Below are 12,861 nucleotides of genomic sequence, written 5' to 3' on the forward strand. Positions count from 1 at the left end.
AAAGACTGACCGCCCGTGCCCTGCCAGCAGCACTCGCTTGACCCGCAGCGCGACCGCGAGAGGTCGGCGATCCTGTACGCGATCGCCAGCCGTTTCGCGGATGCGGAGCTCGAGCTGGGCGCGGTTGCGCATGGCGCCGGCGTGAACCGCAACAAGGTCAACGATGTGCTCAAGGCTGAACTGGGTTGCACGTTCACCGGTTACCTGAACCGGTTGCGCCTGACCGAAGCAGCGCGCCTGCTGGCCGAACGCGATTCGGCCAGCATCACCGACATCGCCTACACGGTCGGCTACAACCACGTCTCGTATTTCAACAAGCTGTTCAAGCTCGATTATGGCTGCACACCGAAGGCATTTCGGGCGCAAGCGCATCGCACGCCCATCTGCCCCTCGCCCCCATCCGGAGAAAAGACCCCATGAAGCACACGATTACCACCATGACGCTGGCGACGCTGCTTGCCCTGCCAGCCGTGGTCCATGCGCAGCAACGTGTCATCGACGTCGACGTCACCCAGGTCAAGGGCCAGCTCGATCGCATGTTCAACCTGTCGGTTGGCGCCGGCCGCGCCAATGAGGGCCTGCGCGCCGACTGGCAGCAGCAGCTGGCCGAACTGCGCAAGGACACCGGCTTTCGCTACATCCGCATGCATGGCCTGCTGAGCGACGACATGGCCGTGTTCCGCATCGACGCGCAGGGCAAGGAGCAGTACAACTTCCAGTATGTCGATGCGCTGTTTGACTATCTGCTCAGCATCGGCATCAAACCGTTCGTGGAACTGGGCTTCATGCCGTCCGCGATGGCCAGCGGCACCAAGACCATCTTCTGGTGGCGCGGCAATGTCACGCCGCCGCGCGACTACGCCCAGTGGGAACGCCTGATCAAGGCGCTCACCACACACTGGACCGAGCGCTACGGCAAGGCCGAAGTGGCGAGCTGGTACTTTGAAGTCTGGAACGAACCGAACCTGGACGGCTTCTGGGCCGGCACGCAGGACGAGTACTTCAAGCTGTACGCGCACGCCGCGCGCGCCGTCAAGAGCGTCGACGCGTCGTACCGCGTGGGCGGCCCGGGCACTGCCGGCGCGGCCTGGATTCCCGAGATGATCGGGTACGCCAGCAAGAACGGGGTCCCGCTCGATTTCGTCTCCACCCACTCGTACGGCGTGAACCAGGGCTTCCTCGACGAATTCGGCACCACCGGCACGGTCCTGAGTCCCGACCCGATGGCCGTGACCCACGATGTGCTCAAGAACCGCAAGGAGATTGCGGCCTCCAGCATGCCGAAGCTCGAGTTGCACTACACCGAATGGAGCTCGTCGTACACGCCGTCCGATCCGACCCACGACAGCTACCACCAGCCGGCCTACATCCTGAGAAAGCTCAAGCAGAGCACTGGCGCCGTGCAGTCGATGTCGTACTGGGTGTTTACCGACATTTTTGAAGAAGCCGGGCCGCGCTTCGAAGCGTTTCATGGCGGCTTCGGTTTGATGAACACGCAGGGGATCAAGAAGCCAGCCTATTTTGCCTACCAGTTCCTCAACCAGCTGGGCGATCGCGAACTGAAGAACGCCGACCAGGATTCGACGGCGACGCTCGACGACAAGGGTAACGCCCAGGTGCTGCTGTGGGATTACTCGCACACGCTGCCGGCGGGGATCAACAACCAGCAGTACTTCATCAAGGACTTGCCTGCGAAATCGAAAGGCCAGGTCAAGGTGGCGATGCGCGGCCTGAAGCCGGGCGCTTACACGATGACGGTCTCGCAGGTGGGCTACAAGCAGAACGATGCGTTCACCGCGTATATCGGCATGGGCTCGCCCAAGCAGCTGACGCGGCCGCAGGTCGCGGCATTGAAGGCGACGGCGACCGGCAAGCCGTTGAAGCAGCAAGCGGTGACGATCGGGCGCGATGGCGTGTTTGCCACCGCGTTGCCGCTGCGCGAGAACGATGTCTACCTGCTGCAACTTGAGGCGGCGCGTTAGCGCTCGCTGTCGCGCGGTGCGCCCAGGCTCAACTCGACGCGCCGGGCCTCGAGACGCTCGATGACGCGTGCAGCGAGCAGGCGCAGCGCGTCGAGCTGATGGACGGTCAGCTTGCGCGGCTCGGTATCGATCACGCACAGCGTACCCAGCGCCTGACCGGTTGACGTCACCAGCGGCGCGCCGGCATAAAAACGGATGCCGGGATCGCCCGTCACCAGGGGATTGCCGACGAAGCGCGCATCGAGCGTCGCATCCACGACCTGCATGACCTGCTCCGGTTGCTCGATCGCGTGGCTGCAGAACGCGTGTTCGCGCGGTGTTTCACGGGCCTGCAGTCCCACGCGCGCCTTGAACCATTGACGCTTGTCGTCGATCAGCGAGACCAGCGCGATCGGCGTCTGGCAGAACGTGCTGGCCAGGTGTGTCAGCTCGTCATAGGCCGCTTCTTCTTCGGTATCCATGATGTGCAGGGCCGCCAGCTCCGCCAGCCGTACGCGCTCGACCCCTTCGTCGGGCGCGCGCGGCGGCTGGCCAAAGACGGTTTCGACGAGGGTCATGGCATGCGTCGTACTGACCTTGGCAACGCTTGCAGCGCGGTCGCGCCGGAGCACGGCCTCGTGCAGAAGACGCGCAAGATCGTCCAGCGCGTACGGCTTGGGCAGCAGCAGGAATCCGTGGTCCGTTTCCTGCGCCAGAACGTGGCTGTAGCCACTGGTGAGCACGACGGGGATGTCGATCTGCAGGCGTGCCAGTGCGCGCCCCAGGTCGATCCCGGTCATGCCCGGCAGGACAACATCGGAAAACACGGCCGCGTAAGGTTCGGCATCATCGCGCAGCAATGCCAGCGCCTGCTCCGCACTGGTCACGATGGTCGTTGCGTAGCCAAGTTCGTGCAGCGAGCTCTCGACCATCGCGCGCAATTCGGGATTGTCCTCGACCGCCAGGATGCGCAGTCCCCCGCCGCCGGGCAGCGCGTGCTGGACGCCCGGTGTGCTGCCGCCAGCAAGCGCTTGCGCTGCACACGGCAGGTACAGCGTGAAGGTCGTGCCTGCACCTGGCGTACTCACGACCCGCACATCGCCGCCCGACTGGCGCGCAAAGCCGAACACCTGTGACAGCCCCAGGCCGGTGCCGTGGCCGACGCCTTTGGTCGTGAAAAACGGCTCGAAAATCTTTTCAAGATTTTCCGGCGCGATGCCAGCGCCGGTGTCATGCAGCGACACGGCCACGAACATGCCGCTGATTGCCGGTTGCAGGCCGTCCTGCGGCAAGCCCTCGACCGACGCGACCTTGACCGACAGCGTTCCGCGCGACTGCATCGCGTCGCGCGCATTGACGGCGAGATTGACCAGCGCAGTATCGAACTGACTCTGGTCCGCGTTGACGAAACAGGCCTGGTCGGGCAAGTCGAGCACGACCTCGACCCCGACGCCGGTCAGGCTCCCGATCATTTCCCCGATCGCGCGCGTGCTGTTCCCGACGTCGAACACGGCCGGCTGCAGGGCCTGCCGGCGTGCAAAGGCAAGCAGCTGACCGGTCAGGCGGGCGCCGCGCGTGACTGCGCTGGAAATCGAATCCATGAAGCGCTGGCGGCGCTCGTCGCCAAGCTGTACCCGGCGCAGCAGCTCGATGCTCGACTTGATCACCGCCAGGACGTTGTTGAAGTCGTGCGCCACACCACCCGTGAGCTGACCGATCGCTTCGAGTTTCTGGGACTGCCGCAACGCCTCCTGGGTTTCGACCAGCGCTTGCTGCTGCTCATGCCACTCGGTCACGTCCAGTGCCGTCATGAAGGCGCCGATCTGCTTGCCCTCGTGATCGCGCAAGATCTCGAAACGCATTTCACTGGTGCGCTGTTCGGGTGCGGCCTGGCCGGACGTCTGCTGCAGCGAGAACGCCTCGCCGCCCAGCGCGCGGTCCCACAGCGCCAGAACTGCCTGCAGTTGCTCTGGCCGGTCGGCCAGCACGTCGGTCAGGCAATCGCCAACCGCGACACGGCGCTTGATCAGGCGCCAGTAGTCATCGACGCTGGCCTGGTTGATCGCCAGGAAGCGGTAGTCTGCATCGATCACCTGCAACAGCAGATTGGTGGCCTGGAACACAGCCGCAAGCACGTCACGTTCGCGCGTGCGCAGTATCAACGCTTCGCGCTGCTGCTTTTCGTCGGTGACGTCGCGTGCGGCGCAGTACACCTTGCCGTCCTCCGGCACGGCAACCCATGACAGCCAGCGCCAGACACCGCCACTCGTGCGGTAGCGGTTCTCGAAACGCACGACCGCCTGACCCCGCTCACTCGCCTTGATCCAGGCCGCCTGCGTCGCCGCGAGGTCGTCGCGGTGCACGAACGCCGTGAATGGCTGGCTGGACATCTCGGCTTCGGTCCAGCCCAGCACCGTCTGCCACGCCGGATTGGCCAACTCGACATAGCCATTGGCATCGATGATGCACAGTGGCTCCAGGCTCACGGCCCATGCTCGGTCCGGCGCCAGGGCGCGCGGGGCGCAGCGCTGTTCAAGTTTTGCGACTCGTTCACGCAACGCGTTGCCAGCGCGCGCCTGGCCAATGCGTGCCAGGGCCGCGCCCATGGCGACGCAGACGTGGTGCAGCAGTTCGCGCTCGTGCGGTGTGAATGCGTGCGTGTGCGTGGTAGCGCCGGCGCACAGGGCCTGCTCGATCTGCTGTGCAGATGGCGCGTCCTGGTCAGGCTGGACCAGCCCGTGGACGATCAAGGACAGCGCGGATGGGTCGAGCGGCAGAATTCCGGGAAGGCGGTCCAGCGACAACTGCACCACGTCGTCGACGCTGTCGAGGCCAGCCAGGGCGGATACGATGTCGAGGACCTGGAGCAGGCGCTCTTGGGGGAAGACGGTGTCCACCCCGGTTACAGCGGGACCGTCAAACGGGCGCGCCCATCGGGCTGCCCCGCCACACCTGAAGCCACTGCATACTGCGATTCGAGAGCCTTGACGTTTGCCATTCCACGACCATGTAAAGAGGTACAGGATGGGACGCACATGCCTACCCACATCCCATTAAACGTGGTCATATTAGCATGTTGTGCTGGCCGCGACGGCACGCTTGCACCGCTGTGCGCGGTCTTATTCGTCCCATCCTGTGGCCGACAATGCCGTGACGAGGTCTCTGGAAAGAACAGCACCAGCGGGGTCAGGTCTGACATTCGGACACGAGCTTAACAAGAAGTCTGTTGACGGATACCTTTTCAAACGTACTAGGGTAGAGTCCGTGTCCAAATGTCAGACCTGACCCCGGCTATTTTCCGTAAGCGATCGCATCCTCGAGACGGTCATTCCCCCAGAACATCTCGTCGCCAACGAAAAACATGGGTGCGCCAAAGATGCCGCGGGCCTGGGCATCAGCTGTACGAGCACGCAGCGCGGCCTTGCACGCATCCGTTTTCGCTGCCGCAATGATCTCTGCACTGTCAGCGCCAAGTCCTGCGAGAATCCCGGCCAGCACCGCCTCGTCGCCAATGTCGCGGTCGTCCGCGAAATTGGCCAGCATGACCTGTTCACAGAAACCTTCAAGCCAGCATGTGCCTTCGCCCTGTAGTGCGATGCGCGCGGCAAGCAGCGCATTACGGGGAAATACGGAAGGGCGCTGCCAGCGCAAGCCGTATTTGACGCACTGGCGGCGCATGTCACGCCATACGTAATCCCCTTTCAGCGTCTGCAGCACGAATGGCGACGTCCCCCACCCCAACGACTTGAAGATCGGGCCGAGCATGAACGGCTTCAGCTCGACACCCAGGTTGGCAGCGGCCGCCGCGCGCCGTATCCGCATCATGCTCAGGTAACTATAGTTGCTGCCGAAATCGAACCAGAATTCGATGGTGTTCATTTAGCGTGGACCCTGTGAGTCGAAGATGAAAAGGCAACGGTTCTCGATACTCTCACGGGGAGGAGTATCGGTCGGCGTGGCAGGATGGGTGAATGCCGCGTGGGGCGCATGGCATGGCATGTCGGTGGCCGAGTCGTATTGCTTGAAAAGCAGCACCTCATCGAACTGCATCTCCTGGAGATCGATTCAGGCGTGGGCCGGGTTGTACAGCACTTCGAGGACTTCGACCACACCGGCGGGGTCAGGTCCGACATTCAGGCACGGGCTTAACAAGATGCCTGTTTAATGATGCCTGGTTGAAGGTACTAGGAAGAGTTCGTGTCCAAATGTCAGACCTGACCCCGGCTACTGACCCCGGCTACTCAGGCTACCGCAAGCTTGTGCCACAAGGCGCACCGATGCACTCGTGCGGTGACGCCTTCCAGCGTGCACTCAAACTGTCCCCAGAAGGGAACAGCAAGCTTCTACAACGTCGAGGTCAACGGCAAAGTCAACAAGGATGCGGCCTGGCCGTATGCCACACCGCCGTGAGCCCAGGCCTGCCTCACCGCGGCATTCCTGGGACAGCATAAGCGGGCTCGAAACGCGTCCCGCTTATCATGCTAGAGTTGATTGCCGAATCAAACAACCAGCGCCATGCCCCATATTGCTGTTGACGTCAATAACGTGCGCATTACGACAATCAATCTGGCCTCAGCGCGCCTCATGAATGTGTCCGTGCATGGGGCGCTCGACCGGGCATTGAAAGCAACCATCGATGCGATGGGCGGTCGTTACGAAGAAGGCAGCTGCGGCCATTTGACCTGGTTGATCGACCATCCCCTGCAGCCGGGAGACATCGTCCGCGTCCACCTGAACCAGCATGACGCGAAGGGCGATGCCGGCAAGACGTTCGAGGAACTGTTCCCTGACGAGCCGCCATCGACCCAGACCGATTTTTCGATCTCCGACACGATGGCCGCTGAAATCCGCGCCAGGCCACGCCTCCATGCGGCATTCGAGGTGCAGGCATCGACATCGGCCGGGCAACAGGCAACTGCCACCAGCGACGAACGCAATACTGACTTCAGATTCAGCGTGCTATGGGATCACTTCCAGCCGGACGAGGCCCGGATCCACCTCGCAACCTACTGCCTCGATCATGTGCTGGCCCGCATGGCGGGAACGACGCATCTGCAAACGACGATCCGCGCAGGCGAGACTGCGACGTTCTCACTCGTGGCATGACAGGCACTGCACCGTTATTTGGTCCCCGTCCAACCCAGTTTTTTTCGCACGAACGCGGTCAGCAAGTCCGCATTGGCCTGATGCTGTTTGACGCGCGGATGCTGGCCGTAGCCGGTGAACGGGAAGAACAGCGTATCGATGCGCGCGTCACCTGATGCGCGCAGGTTCGCCACCGCCGACTTGACGTAGCCCGGCCACACGGAACCGGCACGGGTCGCGTCCATGCTCCCCAGCGCGCAGACGATGTACGCTTTCGGATACAGCGCGCGCACGCGGGCAACGAACGCCTGGTACGCCGCGATCCGCTGCGCATCCGTCGGTTCCGGCTGCAGCTTGTGATCGCGCCCGATCAGCCAGCTGTCGTTCTGCATCAGGTTGATGACGACGACGTCAGGCGTCCAGCGCTTGAAGTCCCAGCGGCTGTCGTTGTCGCCGACGGCATTGATCTGGTCATAAAAATCCGGCATCGTGAACGGGAACCAGCTGATCATCACGCCGATGCCGCTTTGCGACGTGATGTGCGCTTCGGCGCCGAGCTGGCGCGCTGCGATTGACGCATACGATTGGTAGTTGTTCTTGTCCTTGCCCAGATCGTCCCGCCCATCATCGGGCGCTTCGTTGCCCATGCCGCTCGTGATCGAATCGCCGAAGAACTCGATCCTGCGCGTCGGCCGTGGGGGCGGCGGCGCCAGCGTCGCCTTGTCATCGAGCTCGATGCCCTTGAAGACGGTGGCGCCCTCCTCGCCCTCGGTGCGTTTGGTCAGCAGAAAACGGTGCGCGCCCGCTGCCAGGCCATTGGCGACCAGATAGGTCTTGCTGCCCTTCTCCAGCTGCAGAATGACGGGCCGCGCGGTGTCGCCATCGACGAACACATTGAAGTAATTTTTGCCGTGCTGGTCGTCGAGCACGATCGCGAGCGACGTCCCGGTAAAGTTGCCGGCAATCGACGTACCGGGCCAGCTCAGAACGGGCGCCTTCACATCGGTCATGTCCACGCGGCCCGTATAGGCCAGGTTAGGATGATCCGCCGCGATCTGGTTGGCAGCGCCAGCGGGCGCAAGATGCAGCAAGGCGGCCAGTGCAAGTGAATACGCGAGATTTTTCATGGATGTCAGTATGAAAAAAGCCGGGTGCATGCTGGCACCCGGCTGTTGATAAGCGCCGTAATGATTACAGCTTGATGGTCACCGGCTTGCCGTCATAGACCACGGTCTTGTCGGCCGCGTCCAGATTCTCCGCCGTCGACACGCCCGGCTTGATGACGCGCACCTTGAACTCGCGCTTCATCGGCATGCCCTTGTACTGGCCGGCGCGCTCGCCGATCTGCACGACGCCTGTCTTGTCGTCGTAGGCGATGCGGATGCGGCTGGCCTCACCACGCTCGTAGGCATTGGTCACGCCATCATCTTCGTACAGCGTGGCTTCGCCATTGGCACCCGCGTACACGAACAGCGTGACCGGCGCATCCGGCTTCTCGTCGACGTACTGCGTCACCGGGCCCGCCGTGATAACTGAGCCGGCCTTGACGAACAGCGGCATGCGCTCACGCGGTGCCTGCACGGTGCGCGTGGCCCCGCCCTTGAAGCGCTCGCCCGTATGGAAGTCATACCAGTCCGCGCCCGCCGGCAGGTACACCTGGCGCGACGTGGCCTTGTACGCGTACACCGGCGCCACCAGGAACGATGGGCCGAACATATACTGGTCCTTGATGTTCTTGACCTTCTCGTCGTGCGGGAAGTCCATCACCAGGCCACGCATCATCGTGCCCGAACCGTAGTGCGTGTCGGCCGCCATCGTGTAAATGTACGGCATCAGGCGATAGCGCAGCTTCAGGTACCACACCATGTTGTCGCGCATGGTGTCATCGCCATTGGCGATATTGTAGATCTCGCGCTTGACCACTTCACCGTGCGAGCGGAACAGCGGCGTGAAGGCGCCGAACTGGAACCAGCGCTGGTTCAGCTCACGCCATTCCTTCATGTCTTCCGGATTGGCTTCGGCGCGCGAGGTGACGCGGTTTTCCTGGGCCGAGCCCACGTCGCCCGTCTGGTAGCGCACTTCCTGCGCGTAGCCGCCGATATCGTGGGTCCAGTTCGGGATGCCCGACATCGACATGTTCGTGCCCGATGCGATCTGGTCGAACAGGTTGTTCCAGCGGCCGACCGTGTCGCCGCTCCACACTGCCACCGAATTGCGCTGGATGCCGGCAAAGCCTGAGCGCGACAGGATGAACTGGCGCTTGTCCGGCTGGTCGCGCGCCAGGCCATCGGCCATTGCGCCCGTGCTCACCAGGCTGTACGGATTGAACGTGATTTCGCCGGCGCCATACACGGTCGGGCCGATCAGTTCCTTGAAGTCTTCCAGGCGGCTGTTGGACAGAACGTCAGGCTCGGTATTGTCCATCCACCAGGCGTCGAAGCCCAGGTCGACCAGTTTCGTCTTCAGCTGGCGGTAGTAGATGTCGCGCGCTTCCTTGGTATACGGATCGTAGTGGCTGTTCAGGTAACCCTTGCCGACCCAGTCGCGCGAGCCGTTCTCGACGTTCTTGGTCCACATATAGCCCTTGGACTCGAGCTCCTTGTAGTTGTCGGTATTGGCGTAGAACTTGCCCCACACCGACAGCATGATGCGCGCGTTCTGCTTGTGCACCGCGTCGACCATGCCCTTCGGGTCCGGGAAGCGCTTCTGGTCGAAATCGTGCGAACCCCAGCCGTCTTCGGGCCAGTAGAACCAGTCCTGTACGATGTTATCGAGCGGCCAGCCGCGCTTGCGGTACTCGGTCACTGTATCGAGCAGCTGCTGCTGCGTCTCGTAGCGCTGGCGCGATTGCCAGAAGCCGTACGACCATTTCGGCATCATCGGCTGCTGGCCGGTCAGGTGGCGGTAGCCGGCAATCGCGCGGTCCATGTTGTCGCCGCTGATCACGTAGTAGTTGATCGCTTCGGCGATCTCGGACGACAGCGTCAGCGAATGGCGCTCCGGCGCCGGCAACGGATTGTTGTGGGTGATCGCGACCATGCCGCCCGATGGCTTCCACTCCAGGTGCAGCTTGACCGGCTTGTTCTTCGCGAACTTGACTTCGAAGTTGTGGTACCACGGGTTCCAGCCCATGCGCCAGACATCCATGACCTGCTTGCCGTCGACGGTCAGCGTCGTGTAGTCCGACGAGTACAGCTGCATCTTGTGCACGCCCGGCTTGTCGCTGCTCATCGTGCCTTCCCAGACCACGCGCACGTCCTTCAGGTCCTTGTGCGGGCCGAGCTCTTTCGGCCAGTTCTCGTCGAGGTCCTTCAGGTACTGATAATCGATGTCTTTCTCTTGTCGCGTCAGCGCCAGCTTGCCGCCGATGTAGTAGCGGGCCGTCAGGCCTTCGCTCTTGCCATCGACGCCGCGCAGCACCAGGTCACGCGACATCAGGTCGTACGGCGTCTGGTCGCCGAAACGCGAGATCGAATTGTTGTCCCACAGGACGCCATAACCCTTGTCGGACACGACGAACGGCACCGCGGCGATCATATTGTGCTGCTGGAGCAGCACGTCTTCGCCGTTGTAGTTCATCTGGTTGTTCTGGTGCTGGCCCAGGCCGTAATACGCATCCTTCGTGCCGTGGTTGAAGCCCTGCTTGATCGCCACGAACGGCTTGCCGCCCACGTTCACGGGCTGCATCGATTCGGAAGCCTGCGCCAGGAAGCGCTTGCCGTTGGCATCGAAGAAGGCAACCTGGCCATCCTTGAGCGACACGGTGGCGGCGATCTTGCCGGCCTTGAGCTGGACCGTGTCCTTGCCCGGCGTGACGGTGAAAGCGCAGCTGCTGGCGCACGGTTTGGCCACCGTCATCAGGGATGGCGTGAGCGTCTTGTCGGCCTGGTCAAGCTTGACCACCTGGACGATGTTGTCGCTCATGAGGTTCAGCCGCACCACCTTGGCGCCGCTGTCTGGACGCACTTCGATACCGGTCGCGGTCTGTTGGAAGGTGCCAGCATCGGCCCCGGTTGCCGCCAGCATCACTACTGCGGCCGCCACTTGTGTCATACGCATTTGTCGATCTCCTGTTGTGTACTTTTTATGTTTATTACTTGTTATGCCTACTCGGTATAGGTGCCCAGCCGGACCTTGAGGACGGTCGGCGTGGCCGGCAAGTTCAGGCCGTAATCGGTCTGGTCGCCATTCCAGTTGCGCTCCATGACCCATGTGCCATTCGCGTCGAAGCGCCCTTCTTCGACCCGTGCCAGCATCGACGGCTTGCCGTAGTTGGCGCCGCTGCCGGAGAGCTTCACGCGCGCCTGCTGGCCGACGATGACGAATTCGTTGTCGCCGATCTGCGCGAACGCGACGCCGCCACCCGGCTGCTCGGTGCCCGACTGGTACTCGTTCTTGTCCTTCAGGTACTGGCGCTCGCCGAACTGAAACTCGCGGAACGACACGTTCGCCGTCCAGCCCTGCATGGCCACCGTCTGCGCGGCGCGGTCGTCGCCCTCGGCCACGCCGTAGGTACGGCCTTCGAAGGCCCAGCGCGCCCACTGGCGCGTCATCGGCGCGAACACGCCGTACACCTTGGCGAATGGTTCGACCATCCGCTTGTCGGTGTGCTTGGCGCCCAGTGGGTAGTTGCTGTAGTCGGCGTAATCCAGGCCGAACGGCGCCACACCGATCGCGCCCATGCCCAGGGCCTGGTACACATAGCGCGCGTAGCCGGGCGCGTTGCCCATTTCCGGGATCATCAATGGGTTGTCGGGCCGCTGGAACGACTTGAGGACCGCCGTGACTTTTTTCGATTCCGGCATGTAGATGTCCGGCGCAGCGAAGTCAATATGAGGAGCGGCCACTTTATAAATGTCGAGGACGTCATAGGTTGGCCCGCCACTGGCGAAGCCCCCGCCGTCCTTCCACAGTGCTGCCGGTTTGCCGTCCAGCGCCGGTTCGCGCAGCGCATTGTTGACGAACATCGGCAAGTCGTAGACCGCGCGGCCGGCCTTGGCGATCGACTCGATGTAGCTGGCAATCGCCCAGGAATGGAAGTACTGGGCGGCGTAGTCGCCGTACACCTGGGTCCAGGTGCCACTCGTGACGCCCTGGACCTTCGGCGTCTGGCGCGCCACGACGGCGGCCGGCACTGGCTGCGCGAACGCGGCCTGCGCGCGCGCGCCGAAGTCGCGCTCGAAGCCGTAGGTGCCCACCTCGTTCTCGACCTGCACCATGATCACGGTGCGGTGCGCACTGTCGATCTTCTTGATGTGCTCCATCATGCGCACGAATGCGCGGCGGTCCAGCGCCAGCGTCTCTTCGCCAAACGGCGAATGGCTGTAGACGGTCTTGCCGTCCTTGTCCTTCATGCGCGGAAAGCGCGCGTTGTCGAACTTGACCCACTCGGGCAGGTAGCCGGGCCCCGTGTTCTTCCAGGTGCCGAACCAGACGATCACGAGCCGGATCTTGTTGTCGCGCGCCTGCTTGACCAGCGTGTCGAGGAAGCTGAAGTCGTAGCTGCCCTCTTTCGGTTCGATCTGCTCCCACGCGATCGGCATCTCGAGCGTATTGGCGCCCGCGTCCTTCAGCGCGGCCCAGACCTTCGGCAAGGCCGCCGGGTAATTGCTGGAGTTGTGGGCCTGGCCCGCCAGCATCGTGAACGGCGCGCCGTCGACGATCAGGGCGTGGCGGCCGTCCTTGCTCTCGAGGCGCGGCAGCTGGGGCGCGGCCAGCACGCCGTGCGCCGTCAAGGCCAGGCACAGTGGCGCGAGATGCGTCAGGCTGCGAGCGATCTGGTTCAGCTTCATGCGGGTTGTCTCCTTCGTGGTGT

At 63.1% G+C, this 12,861-nt stretch carries 9 protein-coding genes; 4 read left to right on the top strand and 5 right to left on the bottom strand.

The window, feature by feature from the left end:
• Positions 1-15 precede the first annotated feature (15 nt).
• On the top strand, positions 16-420 hold the full coding sequence (locus IFU00_10295) for a helix-turn-helix transcriptional regulator (GenBank protein ID MBD8542673.1): 405 nt from the start codon (positions 16-18) through the stop codon (positions 418-420).
• The gene (locus IFU00_10300; protein MBD8542674.1) at positions 417-1,982 is read left to right on the top strand and encodes a glycoside hydrolase; all 1,566 of its coding nucleotides are present in this window, start codon (positions 417-419) and stop codon (positions 1,980-1,982) included. The genes IFU00_10295 and IFU00_10300 overlap by 4 nt, the downstream gene beginning before the upstream one ends.
• On the opposite strand, the gene IFU00_10305 is transcribed toward IFU00_10300, so the two are convergent.
• The gene (locus IFU00_10305; protein MBD8542675.1) at positions 1,979-4,858 is read right to left on the bottom strand and encodes a PAS domain-containing protein; all 2,880 of its coding nucleotides are present in this window, start codon (positions 4,856-4,858) and stop codon (positions 1,979-1,981) included. The two genes, IFU00_10300 and IFU00_10305, sit on opposite strands and share 4 nt — an antisense overlap.
• Before the next feature lie 394 nt (positions 4,859-5,252).
• Positions 5,253-5,840, bottom strand: a complete 588-nt coding sequence (locus IFU00_10310) for a 2-hydroxychromene-2-carboxylate isomerase (GenBank protein ID MBD8542676.1) — start codon at positions 5,838-5,840, stop codon at positions 5,253-5,255.
• 348 nt (positions 5,841-6,188) lie between these two features.
• On the opposite strand from IFU00_10310, the gene IFU00_10315 reads away from it, so the two are divergent.
• Both IFU00_10315 and IFU00_10320 read left to right on the top strand, forming a co-directional pair.
• A complete protein-coding gene (locus IFU00_10315) occupies positions 6,189-6,371 on the top strand; it encodes a DUF427 domain-containing protein (GenBank protein ID MBD8542677.1) in 183 nt (60 codons plus the stop codon).
• Positions 6,372-6,476: 105 nt separating this feature from the next.
• Complete coding sequence (locus IFU00_10320; GenBank protein ID MBD8542678.1) at positions 6,477-7,067, top strand: hypothetical protein; 591 nt, start codon at positions 6,477-6,479, stop codon at positions 7,065-7,067.
• A gap of 14 nt (positions 7,068-7,081) precedes the next feature.
• Here the strand turns inward: IFU00_10320 and IFU00_10325 are convergent, their stop codons facing one another.
• The 3 genes from IFU00_10325 to IFU00_10335 form a co-directional block, all read right to left on the bottom strand.
• Positions 7,082-8,173, bottom strand: a complete 1,092-nt coding sequence (locus IFU00_10325) for an electron transporter RnfD (protein MBD8542679.1) — start codon at positions 8,171-8,173, stop codon at positions 7,082-7,084.
• A gap of 64 nt (positions 8,174-8,237) precedes the next feature.
• Positions 8,238-11,105 carry a DUF5110 domain-containing protein gene (locus tag IFU00_10330; protein MBD8542680.1) on the bottom strand — a complete coding sequence of 956 codons (2,868 nt, stop codon included), beginning with the start codon at positions 11,103-11,105 and terminating at the stop codon, positions 8,238-8,240.
• Between the two features lie 47 nt (positions 11,106-11,152).
• A complete protein-coding gene (locus IFU00_10335; GenBank protein ID MBD8542681.1) occupies positions 11,153-12,838 on the bottom strand; it encodes a DUF5597 domain-containing protein in 1,686 nt (561 codons plus the stop codon).
• Between the last annotated feature and the right edge of the window lie 23 nt (positions 12,839-12,861).

Source organism: Oxalobacteraceae sp. CFBP 8761 (assembly GCA_014841595.1).
Lineage (GTDB): Bacteria > Pseudomonadota > Gammaproteobacteria > Burkholderiales > Burkholderiaceae_D > Telluria.